Here is an 18,116-nt window from a genome sequence, read left to right on the forward strand (position 1 = left end):
GTTGCAATGTTTTGGAGACTATTCTTCCTCGGGTTGGGTCCGAGCCCCAACACAGGAGGAAGTATGACTTCCACGCAGTTTGCGTCCACAGCCATGCGAACGATGCGCGCGGGACTAGTTTCCGCCACCATCTTTCAGCTGGCAATCGGCAATGCTTTTGCCGCAAATCCCCCATCACGCGACAACGACACTAGTTCGCCTATCAAGCATGTAATTGTCATCATCGGTGAAAACCGAAGCTTCGATCACGTCTTCGCAACATATGTACCCAAGAAAGGCGAAAAGGTCTGGAATCTTCTTTCCGAGGGTATTATCAAGGCTGACGGAACACCCGGTCCGAACTTTTACAAAGCAGAGCAGAGCGCAGCTTATGATGAAGCTCCTGATGCGTTCATGCTCAGCCCCGTCAAGACTACTTTTCCAAAGGATGTACTTCCTGCCCCGCTCGTCGGCGGAGCAACAGACTCCTATGTCAAGAACGACAGCCTCAAATTGGCAAGGCAGTCCGAGAACGGTCTTCCTGCCGATTATTATGGCTACCTTGTGACAGGGGGCACCGGTCTAACCGCTAAGACTCCCGATACGCGCATCACGAATGTGAACAATCTTGCTCCGGGGCCATTCCAGCTGACCAATGGCGATTCGTTTACCTATAACTCTTATGCGGCGAGCCCTGTGCACCGCTTCTATCAGATGTGGCAGCAGTTGGACTGCAATGCCACTAAAGCCACATCCAGAAATCCTTCCGGCTGCAACTCAGGCCTGTTTTCCTGGGTGGAAGTAACAGTAGGCGCAGGCACGAACGGTATCAAGCAGCCTGCAAACTTCAGTACCGAATATTCGGCAGGAGATGTCACCACTGGAGAAGGCTCAACCGCCCTGGGCTTTTATAACGTCCAGAACGGTGATGTGCCTTACTTCAAGAGCCTGGCAGATCGCTACGCGATGAGTGACAACTTCCACCAGTCGGTAAACGGCGGAACCGGCGCCAACCACATCATGCTCGGCCACGGTGACGCAATCTGGTTCAGCGACGGCAACGGACATCCTCTACCGCCGCCCCACAAGAAGGAAGTTGCCTCGGGCACAGCCAATGCGGGAGTTGTAGACGAAGTCGAAAACCCGAAATCCAGCTAAGAACACCAACAACTGGTACTCTGAGGACGGTTACGGTGGGGGTTCGTTTGGCTCGGCATCGTACGGCGGCGGCTCATATTCCAACTGCTCTGACAAAACACAGCCCGGCGTTGGCCCAATCGTTGAGTATCTGGAATCTCTCAGCACGCCGATCCATGCACACTGTCAGAAGGACCATTACTATCTCCTGAACAACTACAACCCTGGCTACTTCGGAAATGGCAATAATGCCTACACCGATACGAATGCCAACAACACGGTCTTCACCATCCCGCCGTCGTCTGTCCCCAGCATCGGCGACACTATGCTCAACGCGAAGATTTCGTGGAAGTACTACGGCGACCAGTGGAACAACTACGTCAATGACCCATATCAGTTGAACTACGGGGCCATCGGAAAAGACACCGACGAATACTGCAACATCTGCAATCCCTTCCAGTACGACACCTCGATCATGGCTGATGCATCGATTCGCAACGCTCACATTCAAGACACGGCCAATTTATACGAGGACATCAAAAACGGTACGCTGCCCGCAGTCTCTTTCGTCAAGCCCAGCGGCCTTGTCGACGGACATCCGGCATCGTCGAAGCTCGATCTTTTTGAAGGCTTCACCAAGAAAATCGTGGATGAGGTAAAGAAAAATCCAAGACTCTGGAAGGATACCGCAATCTTCATTACCTTCGATGAAGGTGGCGGTTACTATGACTCCGGTTATGTACAGCCGCTCGATTTCTTCGGTGACGGCACGCGTATTCCGCTGCTTGTCGTATCACCTTACACGAAGGCCGGTCATATTTCGCATGAATACTCAGACCACGTTTCGATCCTGAAATTCATCGAGCGGAATTGGGGTCTGGACACCGTCACGCGTCGCAGCCGTGACAACTTCCCCAACCCGGTTACGGCAGCCGACAACCCGTACGCACCGGTCAACAGCCCCGCCATTGACGATCTCTTTAGCTTGTTCGACTTCCCGAACAACGACTAGGGCAGCGCGTAATCCGTGAAAGCCGGAGCCGGGTAACGGCTCCGGCTTTTGCGTCGGCGCGATCATTATTTAGGATTCGCACGCGCTCAAAAGTTTTGCTGGCCCGATCTAGTTAGTCAAACTGGTGAAGCGAGTTGTTGGGACAGGTGATTGCAATATCGATCTTTGGCGGCCAAGTGCCGACAAGCGGACTATAGGAGGGCCACGTACCTCGATTTCGTTGGTCGATGAGTGGCTCGACGATTTTGTTCTCATCGGGTTTCTTTTTTTGCAGCAACCGTGGTCGCGCGCTGCCACGGTTAGAGCGCAACTTCTCACCAGCGAGGGTGGTCAGTGAATCGTTATTCCAATGGCCGTTCTAAGCCCAGAGACGCTAGAAACCTGGTTGCTAGAGCTACGGCGACGGCATAGGCCGATCAGTTTATTGATTTGTCCTAGGCAGGTTCCGAGACAGAAACGGGCTACTACCTAAGTAGCCCGTCAAGGCATGTGAATTCAGCTACTTCTTCGCTTTCTCCTGGGACTTTTTATGTGCTGCATTGGTCAGTTCGTGCGCTTTCGTAGAATGTTGGTGGGCCTCCTGTGAATGCTTATGGCCCTCGTCGTGACTGCCCTTTTCGTGCAGCTCGGCCGCATTGCGATGCGATTTCGCTGCGTTTTCGTGATGCTCGGCGGCTTGCTTATGTTCCTCGTGTGCCATAAAACCTCTTTATTGCGTATATAAAATACGCTTATGTTATGGGAGTAGGGAATCGACCGCGCGGTTGCCGCCGCGGTGGAATAATTAACGCTTCGAACATATCGATTGAGATAGGTGAATGTTTTCTTTCAGTCCTTTTGATTCAAGATTAGTGAATGAAAGGCTGGATGGCAAAGTGGGCAAAAGCGTACCCCGCAGCTCCAATAAGTGCGGCTCCCGGAAATGTCAAAACCCAGGCAACTACAATTTTTTCTCCCCAGATCCAGCGCACCGCGTGCCAGCCACGCGTAGCACCAACTCCCGAAACCGCGCCGCCGATGGCATGAGTTGTTGAAATTGGGACCTTTGCAATTGTAGCTAGTCCAATTGTGATCGCGGCCGCCATCTCAGCTGAAAAGCCGCCGACTGGACGGAGGTGAGGAGTGATGCGAGAACCGATCGTCTTTACGATTCGCCAACCACCGCACATTGTTCCCAATGCCATAGCTGCGTGACAACTGAGAATGATCCACCAGGCGATCTCATGTTTGCCGACGAGTCCCTGAAAACCGGACTTGCTTGCTTTTCCCCACTGTTCATGGCCCGCGGCTGCCAGCAGCGCGACGATAATTCCCATGGTTTTTTGTGCGTCGTTTGTTCCATGACCAAGGGAATAAAGACCGGCAGATATCAGCTGTAGGTGCCTGAAGCGCTTTTCGGTCCTATAGCGCTCCGAACGTCTCGTAAGCCACGCAACAGTGGTCATAATGGCCCAACCCAGAATCATTCCGATAATGGGCGAAATGATCAGAAACGCGATAACTGGTATCCACCCTTTGACGAGGATCGCCTTGAAACCAGCCTTTGCAATCGCTGCCCCCGCATAACCGCTAATGATGGCATGTGAGGAGCTGGTCGGAAGTGCCATGAGCCAGGTGATGATATCCCATACGATGGCACCGATGAGGCCACCGCAGATCACGTAAACATCCACTGCGGAAGGATTAATAAGTTTGTTGCTAATCGTTTCGGCAACGCCAGTGCCAAAAAGAAATGCAGCCACAAAGTTGAAAAATGCAGCCCACAGGACTGCCTGTCCGGGCGTAAGCACACGAGTAGTGACAACTGTTGCAACAGAATTGGCGGCATCATGGAAGCCGTTGAAGAAGTCGAAAACAAGGGCAACCGCGACTAGAGTAAATACGAAGTAAAGGATCGGCATAGAGGTTTCTTAACCGTTCTTGAGCAACACTCGGGCTAGAGTTTCGGTGGCTTCTTCACTTCGTTCGATGGCCTCCTCGAGAAGATCATGTAGTTCTTTTTTCTTGATAACTTCGAGCGGATCCGGACTGCCGCTGAATAAGTCTCGTAGAAAGGTTTCCCTGTCTCGCTTCACCAGTTCCATTACGTCAGACACCGCATCAAGACTGGGCTTGAGGTCCTTCAGTTTTTTCTGGTGACGGAGACTATGGATAATTTCATTGAGTTCACCTGAGATCGTCGAGAGATTCTTGACCTGTCCAGTCAGCGTAGGGTGCAAATCTTTCAATTGGTAAAGGCGAAATCGCTGAGAAAGCTCCGCGACCCGATCGACGACGCCGTCCATCTCGTTAATGAGACCAAGAATGTCCTCCCGATCAAGAGGGGTGATGAAGGACTGGTCCAACCGGAGAACTGACTCGCTGAAGATCTTGCGCGCGGCAAGTCTATCTTGTTCGATCTTATTGAGTTGGCCATCGAAGTTTGGAAAGCTCGAGACAACTGCTTCGAGCTGCTTCGCCGTGCTTACCACGCGATCTGACAGTTGCTCTAACTCGTCATAAAACTTGTCGTCCTTTGGAAGGAGGTTAAACATGATCGCTCCAGTCCAATAGTCAGATGGCTTCCATCGTTACATTTATGTCAATTTAATAATCCTTGCGAGATGCCGTGCGTGGGTCCAGTCACTCAGTAGGGTGGCATGATCCCTTCTGGTTGAGGAGAATCGAGTATTCGATAGCAATACAAGTTAGCGAATAGTCGGCATCTCGGACAGTTGGTAGCCAGAAACAATGTCGCAACACTACGAATAGCCGGTTACATGGCGACTTGAAGAGATGCCGATTGGCGCTAACCCTTGTTATCGATAACCATGAATATAAAGGCACTTGTCCGATTTGCGGACTATCGAAACTTGTTCTCTCCGCGTATCGGGCAAATGAACCCAGGCACAGCTGGTATTTCCCTTAGATGCTTTGCATCTAGAGCTAAATCGAGCTCCGGCCTGCTGAACCCACCTCCATATTGTGTGCAGGCCACAACTTCGCATCCGCGTCTTAGGGAGCGACGGGCCTTCCGCTAACCCTCGGTGTAGCTACCGGTGAGGCCGCGCCCAAAAGTTCGGTGACGAAAGCTGGCGGATTGTCATCATCCAATACCCACACATTACCGCTGCGGTCGACAGCAATACCATTGCGAGGAAATTTGATGAGTCCTCCGGCGGTGAAACCGCCTGACGGACTGAACGCGTTTCCGTTCGTATCCAGCTCGGTAACTGTGTCGTTGCCGAAGTTGTTCACCCATACATGGTTTGCGCTGTCGGTTGTGATGCCCCAGGGTTGGCTTGTCGAAGTAATTCCACCCACCGCAACTGGTCCTAACGTGACCACGGGTATGGCCGAATCGTGGATTTTCGTAACGCTTCCGGTGGTATTGGCCACCCAGACATCTCCATCGTTGTCGACTGTGATTCCTTGTTGCGCACCTTGACCTCCGCCAGAGACTACGGCGCCTGTCAGAGTGAGAATGCCATAGTCGACGATTTGTGAAACGCCTCCGGTGCCGGTGTTGGAAACCCAAATAATATTTGGCAATACCGTGGTGTCGGCGGTCATGCAAGAGGCGGTGCCAAGACCAAAGCCACCCACCCAGAAGGAGAAGTCACCGGCGGTTGTGCTTACGCTAAGCTCTCGCGCGGTATTTGTTGTCTCACTATCGGCGATCCATAGCTGGCTGAAGGAGTCGGCGACGATGCTCGTGGGATTAAAGAAGGCTGTGCTTCCGAACGGAGCGACGACGACCTTACCTGAACTGTCGATCGCTTCGACTGTGTTTCCGACAAAATTTGTGATCCAGATCTTGCCACTGGTATCAAAAAAGAGCTCTTCCGGGTGATTCAGGCCGGCTGGCTTATAGCCTCCAGATGGTGATATCTCCACTCCGACCGGGTTTAATTCTGTGATGCTACCCAGAGTGCTGCTGCCGCCGGTGGAATTCGCAATCCAGATATCCCCGGCTTGATCGATTGCCATGCCCCTGGGAGTGCTGATGTCTCCGGGAACGAATTTTAAGGCAAGAAGCAAGTCGTTCGGCGCAGTCGGAAGTACGGGATTGTATGGCAGCGCCACCGGCACATGCGAAAGCAGATCATAAATCGCCGCCACGTTCTTCCCGGGGCTCAGCGCGATATCCAGCGCTGCCTGCAAGGTGTTCGTGGGAGCGCTGCCGCCGGCAGGAGGACTAACCGCCGAATACAAGGTGTTGCAATTGCTGAACGGGGACGGCGAGTTCACGCAATAGACAAGAATATCGGCAAGCGTGTTGAGAGTCTCAGGAGAGTTCGGGCTTGTGCTGAGAAATTTCGCAGGTTTACCCGAAGCGATATCGATGACATTTGTAGCGAGGGTAAGGCCGGAGTTGATCATGCCGATATATTGCGTTGAGCGGGGAATCCCAATGGTTCCGATTTGTGCGGGATTTTGCGGATTCATGAATTGCGCAAATGTGTAGGCAGCGGCGACGGTGGAAAGCTCATTGATAACAACATTGTTGGGGAGGTTGTTGCACGGACCAAGCATCGCAATGAGAAATATATTGGCATTGACGCCGTTTCCCGCGTCGCCGCCAGAGGCCGTGATGTAGAGCTGCGAAGGTGCATGCCGGCAGCTGAATGAGGTGATGGAAAAATTTCCGTTCGCGTCGCTGGTGGCGCGGGCAAGAGTTGCGCTGGAAGTCTTTCCAAATGTGCCCGCTTCTACAAGAAGAATGGATGAACCGGAAACAGGTTTCCTGCCGCCCATGACGCGGGCGGACAGCATGGCTTGTGTGCTGGTCGTAGAAGTGGGAATCGTGCTGGTAGAGCAACCAGTGCAGACTATTGCAGCGATGAAACCCCACAGTATGAAATTCAGTTTGGGAATTCGCATGTCACGTCCTCTCAGGGATGAAACGTGGAGGGTTTGCGTCACTATGCAATTGCGCAATGTGACGGATGGACCATCCCGTGCGCATTTCTACTGGGTTCTGACGTCGTTATGCCGGTGCGGCCAACGGTCTACAGCTCAGGTGTGAGCAAGGTGTGTTGAATCGTTCTGCAACAGGGGAAACAAAGCCGCAAGAATCTGACGTGCTGTCGAAGCGGCTTATCGTCCCTTCGATCAGGCTCACCGATTATCACGCCGACTCGGAGGAGTGTCAAAAGGATTATGAACCCGCGGCAAAACGACGTTTAGTAGATGAAGATAAAAAATACCCGCGGAGTTACGGTGGGGTTATATTGTGCGTGTCCTTGTAAGGTTCTAGGAGTCTCCTGTTGCCGCTAGAGCTTATTCCGGTCCCATCTCAATCACTATACGCCCGTGATCTATCAGCATTTCCCCGACAAGTGGCACATTATTGATGAGTTGAGCAGCGAGACGATCGGGCTGATGGTTCAAAACTTCGACGCGATTGCCACTAAATATGTTGCACCGAAAGAGCGTCTTTTTGCGATTCACGAGGCATGATTCAATTCTGCATTGCCCATCCACAACAGTTCCGTAACGCTCGCGACAGCATCTTCGAGCGCGAGGCCGTGGCGGATGAACGCGATTCTTCGGGATGCTCTTCGCCGCGGCATAGGCCAGGCGACATATCGGGACATTTAGGCAGAGTTTATTTCGCGCCGAGACACGAGCGAATTTTGCTCTGTGGATAGAATGAAGCAGGACTCTGGCCGTAGCTTCACAACACCCGAGACGATCGCAGCTGAACGCGCTAATATCCGCTTTGTCTTGAATGGTCGCAATGCTGTCGAACCGATCATGGACGCAGAGAGATCGCGGGAGCAGGCCCCGATCCTTCCTAAACGAGTCACAACATCGAGTGATAGAGGAAGTGCTGAACTCAGCAGACCGGGTCCACGGACTCCAAGGGCTCGCCGGAACCGGAAAAACTACAATGCTCCAGAGCCTGTTCGATGATGCGCTCAAAGGTCGCAACTCTCGCCTTGCGCTGTTTGTCGCAGCGGCTTTCCTCGGCCTCGTACTGCTTCTGTTGACGCTCGAACTCGGCCTTCCGCTCCTCCCCCTTGCGCTCCTGGTCTGCCTGGTACTCCGCCTGCTTGCTTCGTGGTCGGCTGCTCGTTGTGCTACCTCCTCGACCGACTCCTCCCGGGCGCGGGTGCCATGATAGTCGGCGGTGCGACAGATTCTCGAGGAGCGTGGTTGGTGTGAACTCGGCATTCATCGTCCAGGTAAACCGTCACTTGTGCGTCCAATGTGCTTTCCATACGCGATGATGGCAGCTTTCGCGCTTGGGCAGGGTGGTTCTGCATCGGGTTAACAGGCTTTGCAAGTTCGCGGTACTGGTGTTTGTAACCTTGCGCCGAAGGAGACGTGGTATGGCTCAATTCGCATAGCTCGTTGAATGACGTCATGATCGATGCGGACGTGCCTGAGGAGTGCAGAGAGAAAGTTGCCGAGCTGGTGTGCTGTCCGTATTGCGGCACCATCACGACATTTGGGATGAGGTTGGGATCAAGTCTCAAGGAGAATTACGCTAAGAGGCTCTGATGGGCGAGTGGTTTGCGAAGGACGCAAACCGATTGGATGAGTTTCGTCAATTTCTTACGAAGTACCCATACTGCAAGGAGCTCCGAGATGGCATCGCCAAATTTTCGTCAACGACGCTGACAGATCAGGTATTTTATCGTGCACGGCGAATTAGGAGCGGGAAGTCTATATGCTCACCGACTTCATACCTCCTGATCCAGCGAAACATTCGGTAGGGGAGGGAAAGCGCCGTCTCTGGCGCTTCATCAAGGAGGAGATTCTCGATTGGTTTGAGAAGCGTTCCGAGATCCAAAAACGGCCCCCGGCGCGTAGCATAGACTCAGCCATCAGCGCTCATGCAAGGAGATCTACATGACCCGGTTCCAAGAAGGAAGTCTATTGAGGCTGAAGCGCAAAACGGCCTCGCCCACTTCGTCGAAGCTTCTTGAGGCGGAAAATATGGAGGGAAGAAGTGCCGCTGAAAGGCACCTGAAGGGGCAAGGGAATGTTCAGCACCCTCGCCAGTGCCCTTTTTCGTGACTGTCACTTTGGTCCGTTGCCACAAACTCTTTATTTTATGGAGTTTAGTGGCGGGGACGACGGGGCTCGAACCCGCGACCTCTGCCGTGACAGCGAAAAGGAAGGTCGTAACTTACAGAAAACAAGCGTCACGGATGGCTTCTTTTGGCGCTGTAAGGCACGATCGGGAACCGTTATCGAACCCATATCAAACCCACGACCTCTGCCCTGTAGACCTCTGCCCGGCCCTTAATCTTACCGGCGATTTCGGTTCAACTTCTGCCCCAGCTCGGCAGAAGTCATAAGTTCGTGCCGAAGCCCCCACTCGGCAAGTAGGCCCGCTCTCGGTTGCTTTCCTGCCAACTCCTACATCTGGGCACTTCATCCTTTCGCGCAACTTTATTGCGCGTCGATTATCCGCCGGCAGGAAATTGGCTCTTTTCCACAACTTTCTTCTTCTTTCGTTGAATGGATTTCTGAGTCGACGGTATTTATAGGTGGAGGAAAAAATGCTGAAAATTGCGAGGGATCAGCGATGCGATGGATCGGGACGTGCAAATGCCGGGAGTCAGAGGCAGATTCAGTTTTACGTGAATGAGAAACCATCGTTGTTGAACCGCGCAATCGAGAATGCCTTTGACCGTGAGTCTCGATTGCGGTGGGTTTCACCGCTCAAGGATGAGCACTACCAGGAATACAAGGACGTCGAGTTCCTGGCGGAACTAGGCATGAGCAAGCACGGACAACAATTGAGGGATTTTTGGCCGAAAGGTGGGCCGCGGTGGGATGCGCTCGCTTGCGTCGAATCCGAAGCTGGCGGCATTCTGCTTGTGGAGGCCAAGAGCCATATCCCGGAGATGTATGCGGGAGAATGCAGAGCGACTTCCTCGACTTCCCTGAAAATAATAGAGGCGTCGCTTACACATACGAAAACCTGGTTGGGTGTGGATGGTACGGTGAATTGGCAGGGCCGTCACCGGTATCACCTTAAGGCAACAGAAAGAACCGGATGCCTGTATCAGACGGCTAACCGCCTTGCACACTTGTATTTGTTTAGGGAAGTGCTGGGGATCGATGCCTGGTTCGTGAACCTTTGCTTTGTTGACGACCCTCATTCTCGAACGACCCGAGCGGAGTGGGAGCTGGGGTTGGCGGAGGCCAAAAGAAAGATGGGAATCAAGACTGTTTCGTTTGCGGCCGATGTGTTTTTGCCGGCAGCAGAATAGGTTCGGGATCCCTCCCTTTTCTTCTCGCCGGTCCCGATGAGAAAAGGTGGTCTCTCAATTAACGAGTAAAAGTGGCTGCTCCGCAAAGGAGCTACGGACCGGTTCTGGCGCCGTTTCCGATGTAGATTCGTACTATGTCCATGCCTGAGCCCTCGCTCTTATTCTTTCGATCGCACCCGGCGAGCGACGAATCCCGCATTGCTCTCGCCAGTTCGATGCAATCTTTGGACAGTGTCCTTCTCCTTATCGCATTAAGGCGTTACCCACACGCGCTAATTACATGTGATGCGGCCATAGAGAGCGCAATCAAATCGTCCTCGGCTGGCAAAGCCTTGCCGGAAAGAGTTGGCTTCCAAAAGCTGATTGAGGCGGCAAAGCGCGCATCGAACGAGTTGGCAGCGCTCGCCGACAAAGCACTTTCAGACTTTAGGGCCGCCCGCAATCGGATGACCCACGAAGGCTTTAGTCCACGGGACGATAGCGAGTCTGTCGGTTTGCTTTTGGAAGTTGGCCTTCCATTCCTCCATCAATGCTATCTACAGTTGTTTTCTTTCAATCTCTGGGATGCTCTCCTTCCAGAGTACCTACGGCAACTCACGATCGGCACGGAAGTTTACGCCCGCGCAAAGGAAGTGGTAGGGCTCGACCGAGCATATTGCCTGAAAAGCCTCGGTCATCTCATTCGATGGAGTCTCAAGGCCAGTTTTTCTGCCGATTGGGAGATCCAGGAATTGGTCAAAACAGAGGAATTAGGGATCGGGGTCGAGTTCAAGCTTGAGCAGCGCCAAAGGCTTGAGCGGTTGCTCAGCCCAGAGTGGGTTTTTGATTGTCCCCTGTGCGGTGACCCACAGGCCATCGTCTGCCAGTTGGACGAAAGTGAACTGCGCGTCGGCGATATTGTTCCTAAGCGACTGGCTTGCACCAACTGCGGATTCGTTGTGGGAACGGCAGAGCTTTTCCTCAGCGAAGCGCTTTTGAGGGATGAGGTTGCCACGGCGCGAGAAGCCATTCTAAAAGACTACGGGCTTTAGCTGGAAAGATCGTTTCCCGGCTGTCTCTGCCCTTCACTGCAGAGAGTCGGGAAAGCAGCTTCTTCCGAAAGTCATCGATGACCTTCGCCGACACATTCCACGCATTGCCGGAATGGGAACAATAGGTTCATTTTATGAAGAACTCAAATGCGATTAATGCCTCTCGCTCATCGAAGTGCCCCCCTGCCGGCGAAAGGCGTTTGATATCTTCGTCAAGTTGCGCTGCAACTTTCGCGGCATCCGCTCCTCCCACCCGTCTGCTAACATGTCTTGTTGCTCCCTTTAAGCCTTTTGCGATGTGATACTTCGCCGCCATGGATGCTTCTGTCTCTCGACATATCGAGCATGAGAGTGAGAAGTGTCTACGTGCGTATGCTGAGAACCCCAAGCTAATACTTGAACATGCGGGTATTGAGGCCGGAATTGTCTACGGAGGATACGGCGGTAGGCAGATCTATGAGCTGATTCAGAACGGTGCGGATGCGATGTTGCACCTACCTGGCAGAATCGAAGTGGTTGCAACTGAAACAGCTCTATATTGCGCGAACGAAGGAACGCCAATCGATTGCCCAGGAGCAGATGTCCTCCTCAGTTCCAGCATCTCGCATAAGCGGGGTGATGAGATTGGGCGATTTGGCATGGGGTTTAAGTCAGTGCTGGCCCTTACCGACAGGCCGGCCTTCTTCGGCTCATCCGGCTCATTTCAGTTCAGTGCCGATCTGGCAAATCGGCGAATTCGGCCCCTGTGCCCCGAAGCCAAGGACTTGCCTATTTTGCGGATTGCCGAGGCTTTAGACACTCGGGATTCTTCTCTCGATGATCCTACGCTGGAACGGTTGTTGCGGTGGGCCACTACAGTGGTTCGACTTCCATATGCTCACGACCACAGTTGGCTCGACGGGGCTCTGCGAGATTTTCCAGCGGAGTTTTTGCTGTTTGCTCCGCATGTCCGACAGCTTGCCCTTACTGACGAACGTCCGGGAGGAACTCGCAGGGTAATAGAGGCTGAACGACCAAATACAGCCGAGATTCTCCTCGTGGAAAAAGACCGTCGGACCACTTGGCGAGTATATTCAAGCATCTTGGAGCCGGATGCAAGCGCCTTGCAGGATGCAGGCGACAGGTCAGGAAGGGCGCGTGTCCCACTGAGTTGGGCTGTTCCAATGATTCGACAAGAACAGATAGGAAGCTTGTGGGCATTTTTTCCAACGACCCTAAAGACGTCGCTGTCAGGGATTCTTAACGCCCCGTGGAAGACGAATGAAGATCGTCTCAACCTTCTTCCAGGACCATTCAATTATCAGTTGATTGCGGCGGCGGCTGAGCTTGTCTTAAAGAGCCTGCCGAGGCTCTTCCGCGAGGACGATCCGGGAAGCATCCTCGATGTGCTTCCTGGGCAAGAGCCTCGGGGCTGGGCAGATGAACGCCTCAGTCGTGCGATCTACCGACTTGCGACAGAAGCGCGAATTGTCGCCAATCAAGACGCAAAGCTCGAAGCGGCTGGAAATCTGAAGCTGCCTCCGAAGGACTTACCGCCAACCGCGCTGGACATTTGGAGCTCCTCGCCGACCCGTCCGCGAGGATGGGCTCATGCTTCGCTCGAAAAGGCCCAACGACGGAGTCGCTTGGAGCGAATCGCAGACGGTACGGCAAAGCCAGTAACGATTGCTGCGTGGTTGGAAGCTTTGGTCTTTCGTCGTGGCGCTGCAGAGTCTATTACAGCATTGCGTTGCGCAGAAGAGTTGGAGAATTGTTCTTACGACATTCGTGAGTTGCGGGAAGCGCGGATTGTCTTAACCGCTACAGACGATTGGGTAGGGCCAGAACCTTTGCGGCTATTCTTGCCAAGCGAAGACGGGCCAGTCTCGGGAACGACCACCTTTGTTCACCACGAAGTCGCATCGGATAAGTTGGGCCGTTCTGCCCTTTTCACTTTCGGGATCCGCGAAGCTAACCCAGAAAGCGAATTAAGGGTTTTAACGCTAGATAATCTTTCAAGTTACGGCGCTAAAGAATGGGCTCGACTTTGGCATGTCGCATCTGCAGTCGGGGACGGTGCGAAGGTAGTGTTGCGCCCTGCTGCCTTGGAGGGAAAACTGTGCGTGAAGAACATGGAAGGCGATTTCGTGCCCTTGACGCAGCTTCTTTTACCTGGCGGGGTTTTATCACCGGACGACGCTGAGAACTGCCCGGCACTCATGGATACCGCTTTTCATGAGGCACACCTTCCAGTGTTGCGTGCCCTAGGCGCGACCGACAGTCCGGTTGACAACTACCCATTTCGAGCAGGCACGATCTTCGATGCATATAGACGGTTTGCTGTAGATCAGTACAAAGCGAAGACTCGCACAGCGCCAAGAGACCGGTCAGATCTATCCTTTGATCGAACGTCAGGGCTAGGACCTCTTGACGTCTTCGATCACCTTTCCGAAAAAGGCCGCGCGGCGTTCACTCGTGCTGCCCTTCTATTCGGTGACGAAGTTTGGCGCATGAGGAACTCCAGGCAACCGAAGCTGCCTGCTATCGTAATTGACTGCTCGCCATGTACTTGGCTGCTTCGCAGACGTGGAGTGCTGCCAACCTCGTGGGGCCCAAGGCTCGCGCCTGAATCGTTTTCTTCCCGTTTAGAAAACATCGCACCTTTCCTGCCGATTGCCGAATTACCGGTGGAGACTTGCGATCGACTGGGGTTGAGAACCACCCTCAAGGCCGAAGACCTGGCAACGGCATTGGAGCTATCGCTTGAGATTGATATTGATGATGAAAAATCCTTGTCTTTCTTGTATGCGATGGCCGCACCAATACTCCCATCACCTAATCGAATGCGTTGCAAGGTGGGCGATGTTTTCAGCATCGTTTCTCCTACCGAGATTAAGCTCGTTGTGGATTCTGCTTCTGCGGATTTGCTCAGGGGACAGCAAGTCCCCTATTTGCAGGTTTCTGCAATCGATGCCAAATTACTGTCCGAGAAGTGGGGGCCTTCGATCTGGTCACCAGACATCTCTACGGCTCGAATCGAAGTTGAGCCGGGAGACCCTGGAATGCCTGTCCCTCTATTCGATCGCTTTCCCCAACTGCGTGGTTATACCGCCGATGAAATTGTTTTAGTTAGCTGCACTTCGGTTATCGTGCGGGAAATCTCAGATCGCGGCACACAAATCGAGCCGAGGATGTTTTACCGACAAGGAGCTGTTGGTTACTATGCAGATTCGTTGGACGAGGAAGAGCTAGTTAACGAAATTGCAAGAAATCTGGTGCCACCTTTAGACGCTCTCCTGGCGAACTCACTCGTACCACGGTCCGCGTCAACGGGCGACGATTCGACGGCACCAGGCGACTTCGCTGCATTGAATACCGTACGACAGGTACGAGCTGCGGAAGCGCCGGCGGACAAACTACTCGCATTACTGGGCGAAGAGGCCATTCGGCGCCGACTCCCAATCGGGCTTCAGGAAGCTGTCAAATCAGAGCGCGGGAGCGCAGAGTTATCTGCCCGAGAAATGAGCGAGATCGCACTGGCACTTTACGCTACCGATGTGCTTCAGGTATACCGCGCCGAGCTTGCCGAAGCCGGCCTTGCTCCTCCAGCACAGTGGGCAGGAAGCTACAGAGCCCGAGAGTTTGTCACAAAATTGGGATTCTCTGCTAGCTACGCAGGAATGCCAACTCCTAACCGAGATCCCTTACTCGAAGTACCCGGTCGTCGCAAATTACCGGAGTTGCATGAATATCAGCAATTAATCGTCGATCAGATGCAACATGTCTTGGTCGGGCAAAATGGGTTTCGAGCATTCATATCTCTCCCGACCGGAGCGGGCAAGACCCGCGTCGCCGTCCAAGGGCTAATCACAGCCATGGCTGCTGGGCGGGTCAGGAAGCCAATACTCTGGGTCGCACAACAGGACGAACTATGCGAACAAGCAGTTCAGACTTGGCGAGAGGCTTGGGTGGCGCTCGGCCCCGCGGAGATGCTACACATCAACCGTCTCTGGGGCAGCAATCGCATCTCGCGAATGGGTGGTTTCCAAGTTGTCATCGCGACAATCGCAAAACTAGATCGCGTCTGCGGCGATGCGCAATATGAGTGGCTGCGCGACATCGGTGCTTTGATCATTGACGAAGCACACACTTCAGTGACTCCAAGTTACACGCAATTATTGGTGTGGTCCGGATTCGGTCGGGTTCGTGATAAAGACCATGCACCACTCATAGGACTCAGCGCAACACCTGAAAGAGGCAATGAGATTGAGTCACAAAGATTAGTGGAGCGGTACGACAATCGGCGCTTAGATGCCAATGCGTTTGGAAACGGAGACGCATATGAAGTACTACAGGACATGGGAGTGCTTGCTCGAGTGCATCACGAATGTATAGATGGCTCTTCGATCATGCCCAAAGCCGCAGACTTGGAACAGTTCCGGACGTTCAAGCGCCTTACGCCCGATTTCGAAGAGCGTCTCGGTCGAGACAGCGCGCGAAATAGTTCGATTCTTCGATCCATCGAAGCCAAACCAGCGGATTGGCCAATCCTAGTCTTCGCAACCTCGGTCGAACATGCCGAGATACTCGCTGCGTTGCTCACGCTCAATGGAATTTCAGCCGCCTGCATAACGGGGCAGACACCCGACGGCGCGCGTGCCGACGCCATTCAGCGATTCCGCGCTGGCACACTCCGCGTACTCACAAACTACGCAGTTCTCTCACAGGGATTCGACGCACCGGCTGTTCGCGCTGTATATGTAACACGTCCGACGTTTAGTGCCAACCTTTACCAGCAAATGATTGGTCGCGGCCTTCGCGGCCCGAAGAATGGGGGCAAATTGGAGTGCCTCATTGTAAACGTCGACGACAACGTTGAGATGTATGGAGAGAAGCTGGCCTTTCACCAATTCGCATACCTTTGGGGTGCAGTCGATCAAGATGGAGTTTCCGCTTGATTGCGGATGATTTGAGCGCTGAGCAGCGAAGGGTTGCTCAGCTACCGCATCATGCACGCGCGTTAGTGTCGGCCGGACCCGGCACAGGTAAAACGCACTTGCTCGTATTTCGGGTTCAAGCACTGTTGGGGCAAGGGTTGACGGCAGCCGAGATTCTCGTTTTGAGCTTCTCTAGAGCAGCAGTTGGAGAGATCGAATCGCGCCTCCACTCCATGGCGGGCGATGAATCATTCGTTCGAGCGAAAACATTGGACTCTCTCGCTTTGCGGCTCATTGCATTGCAGGCAATGTTTAATCAGTCCGAACTCCCAGCGCTAGTGACTTTTGATGAGCGAATTGAATGCGCAACAGCGTTTTTACGGGCCGATGTGGAAGCTGCAACAAAGGCTTTAGGCTTTCGCCATCTTATCGTTGATGAGGTGCAAGATGTCGTCGGAATTCGGTGTGATTTTGTGCTATCTCTCCTGGGTCTGAAAGAAGTGGGCTTCACGCTTTTGGGAGACCGAGCCCAGGGGATATACGACTTCCAGATGGCTGCTGAGGAACGCCTGCTTGAACGACCTCGCTTTTATGAAGCCATTCAACAAGCGTTCGGATCAGGTGTACAGCGATTCTCATTAGAGACGAACTATCGTTTGAAAGAGCCGAACAGAAGGCTTGCCGATCTCGGATTAAGACTTTGCGAAGATGGCGCTGATTTCGAGATCCTGTCAATTGAACTGGAACGGATGGTTGCGAGGCTCCTCTCAGTTGGTAATTTCGACCGTCTCTCAGAGATGTTGAACAACCAGGGTACGCATGCCCTCTTGTGTGCCACAGGCGGCGAGGCCTTATACCTCTCAAGGGAGTTGCGCCGACGCGGAATTGCCCATTCACTCAATAGCGATCCCCAGGAGCGCCACTGGTCTCGGTGGATTGTAGACGCGCTAAAAGCACTTCCAACCCATTCGCTCAGTTGGACACGATTCGCCGACTCATATCCAGAAAATGCAGCGCAATGCTGGCTTGATAAAGAAGCCGCTTGGCGAGAACTCCGACGAATTGCAAGCAGCCGGGGGCGGTACCTCGACATCCGTGACGTAGTTGGGGGCATGCGCGCGGCCTGGGTGTCCGACAGCGTCGGACAAGCGCCACGCTCAAAGGTGACGGTTTCCAACGTACATCGAGCAAAAGGTCTGGAATTCGGCACTGTGTATCTCTATGATGAGCCGCATCCAGGAATGGAGCCATTTGCAAGCGATAGAGCCCGAAGGCTATTCGTCGCCTTGACCAGAACTCGGGGAAAAACGTTCCGAATTCCAAAACAGAGTTGGGCACCTATCGTAAAGGACACTATCGATGATCGATGGCGTGTCCCGCACTTCAACAGATTTGCCACAATGGAGCTGGAGGTCTGCGCTGAGGATTCCTTGGACAGCTTATTCCCTCCTGGCGGAACGCACGGACTAGCCGCAGAAACCCAGGAGTATCTGGAAAATACTGTGCAGCCAAATGATCCAGTTTACCTGAGGCGAGTTACGTCTATCAGAGGAGACTCACGTGCCGACTATGAGGTAGTGCACTGCGATCGTGTCATCGGACTCGTGAGCGGAAACGGGATCGATTTAGGACTTCAGCGCATTCGGAACTCAAGAGACAGGACTTGGGAGCTTCCGCTCGGTATTGATGAGCTCTTTGTGAACAATATCGAAGCAACTGCAGGGTTGCCGAATGCCGCTCAACAATGCGGACTCGGCAACATAGACGTCTGGTTGAAAGCGTCGATCGTTGGACTGGGCCGGCTGCAATGGCATCGAGCGGATTGAGA

Annotated in this window: 12 protein-coding genes and 2 pseudogenes; 9 read left to right on the top strand and 5 right to left on the bottom strand. The window is 53.4% G+C overall.

Translation table 11 applies throughout. The features are described 5' to 3' along the window. The first annotated feature begins 63 nt into the window (after positions 1 to 63). Both GSQ86_RS23450 and GSQ86_RS23455 read left to right on the top strand, forming a co-directional pair. Positions 64 to 1,137, top strand: a complete 1,074-nt coding sequence (locus GSQ86_RS23450) for an alkaline phosphatase family protein (RefSeq protein ID WP_254062300.1) — start codon at positions 64 to 66, stop codon at positions 1,135 to 1,137. A gap of 268 nt (positions 1,138 to 1,405) precedes the next feature. Then, a complete protein-coding gene (locus GSQ86_RS23455; RefSeq protein WP_254062322.1) occupies positions 1,406 to 2,128 on the top strand; it encodes an alkaline phosphatase family protein in 723 nt (240 codons plus the stop codon). 499 nt (positions 2,129 to 2,627) lie between these two features. On the opposite strand, the gene GSQ86_RS10640 is transcribed toward GSQ86_RS23455, so the two are convergent. The 4 genes from GSQ86_RS10640 to GSQ86_RS10655 all read right to left on the bottom strand — a co-directional run bounded on the left by GSQ86_RS10640 (position 2,628) and on the right by GSQ86_RS10655 (position 6,991). Continuing rightward, positions 2,628 to 2,828: a hypothetical protein gene (locus tag GSQ86_RS10640; RefSeq protein WP_158749922.1), complete on the bottom strand. Its 201-nt coding sequence runs from the start codon at positions 2,826 to 2,828 to the stop codon at positions 2,628 to 2,630. 148 nt (positions 2,829 to 2,976) lie between these two features. After that, positions 2,977 to 4,029 carry an inorganic phosphate transporter gene (locus GSQ86_RS10645; protein WP_158749923.1) on the bottom strand — a complete coding sequence of 351 codons (1,053 nt, stop codon included), beginning with the start codon at positions 4,027 to 4,029 and terminating at the stop codon, positions 2,977 to 2,979. Between the two features lie 9 nt (positions 4,030 to 4,038). Next, the gene (locus GSQ86_RS10650) at positions 4,039 to 4,662 is read right to left on the bottom strand and encodes a DUF47 domain-containing protein (RefSeq protein WP_158749924.1); all 624 of its coding nucleotides are present in this window, start codon (positions 4,660 to 4,662) and stop codon (positions 4,039 to 4,041) included. Between the two features lie 460 nt (positions 4,663 to 5,122). After that, complete coding sequence (locus tag GSQ86_RS10655; RefSeq protein WP_158749925.1) at positions 5,123 to 6,991, bottom strand: hypothetical protein; 1,869 nt, start codon at positions 6,989 to 6,991, stop codon at positions 5,123 to 5,125. Positions 6,992 to 7,850: 859 nt separating this feature from the next. Here GSQ86_RS10655 and GSQ86_RS23460 point away from each other — a divergent pair. The 4 genes and pseudogenes from GSQ86_RS23460 to GSQ86_RS10670 all read left to right on the top strand — a co-directional run. Further along, positions 7,851 to 7,967: pseudogene (locus GSQ86_RS23460) on the top strand (hypothetical protein); the annotation flags it as partial. A 36-nt stretch (positions 7,968 to 8,003) separates the two neighbouring features. Beyond that, on the top strand, positions 8,004 to 8,234 hold the full coding sequence (locus GSQ86_RS23465; protein ID WP_254062328.1) for a hypothetical protein: 231 nt from the start codon (positions 8,004 to 8,006) through the stop codon (positions 8,232 to 8,234). A 1,492-nt stretch (positions 8,235 to 9,726) separates the two neighbouring features. Then, positions 9,727 to 10,341 carry a hypothetical protein gene (locus GSQ86_RS10665; RefSeq protein WP_158749926.1) on the top strand — a complete coding sequence of 205 codons (615 nt, stop codon included), beginning with the start codon at positions 9,727 to 9,729 and terminating at the stop codon, positions 10,339 to 10,341. 332 nt (positions 10,342 to 10,673) lie between these two features. Next, on the top strand, positions 10,674 to 11,372 hold the full coding sequence (locus tag GSQ86_RS10670; RefSeq protein ID WP_158749927.1) for a hypothetical protein: 699 nt from the start codon (positions 10,674 to 10,676) through the stop codon (positions 11,370 to 11,372). Positions 11,373 to 11,499: 127 nt separating this feature from the next. Here the strand turns inward: GSQ86_RS10670 and GSQ86_RS10675 are convergent, their stop codons facing one another. Then, complete coding sequence (locus GSQ86_RS10675) at positions 11,500 to 11,688, bottom strand: hypothetical protein (protein WP_158749928.1); 189 nt, start codon at positions 11,686 to 11,688, stop codon at positions 11,500 to 11,502. Here GSQ86_RS10675 and GSQ86_RS23900 point away from each other — a divergent pair. The 3 genes and pseudogenes from GSQ86_RS23900 to GSQ86_RS10685 all read left to right on the top strand — a co-directional run. Then, positions 11,687 to 12,043, top strand: a pseudogene (locus GSQ86_RS23900) (sacsin N-terminal ATP-binding-like domain-containing protein); the annotation flags it as partial. The gene GSQ86_RS10675 and the pseudogene GSQ86_RS23900 overlap by 2 nt on opposite strands. A gap of 1,005 nt (positions 12,044 to 13,048) precedes the next feature. After that, on the top strand, positions 13,049 to 16,309 hold the full coding sequence (locus tag GSQ86_RS10680; protein WP_158749929.1) for a DEAD/DEAH box helicase: 3,261 nt from the start codon (positions 13,049 to 13,051) through the stop codon (positions 16,307 to 16,309). Next, the gene (locus GSQ86_RS10685) at positions 16,306 to 18,114 is read left to right on the top strand and encodes a UvrD-helicase domain-containing protein (RefSeq protein ID WP_158749930.1); all 1,809 of its coding nucleotides are present in this window, start codon (positions 16,306 to 16,308) and stop codon (positions 18,112 to 18,114) included. The genes GSQ86_RS10680 and GSQ86_RS10685 overlap by 4 nt, the downstream gene beginning before the upstream one ends. The last annotated feature ends 2 nt before the right edge of the window (positions 18,115 to 18,116 follow it).

This window comes from Acidobacterium sp. S8, assembly GCF_009765985.1.
In the GTDB taxonomy this organism is placed as follows: Bacteria; Acidobacteriota; Terriglobia; order Terriglobales; family Acidobacteriaceae; genus Alloacidobacterium.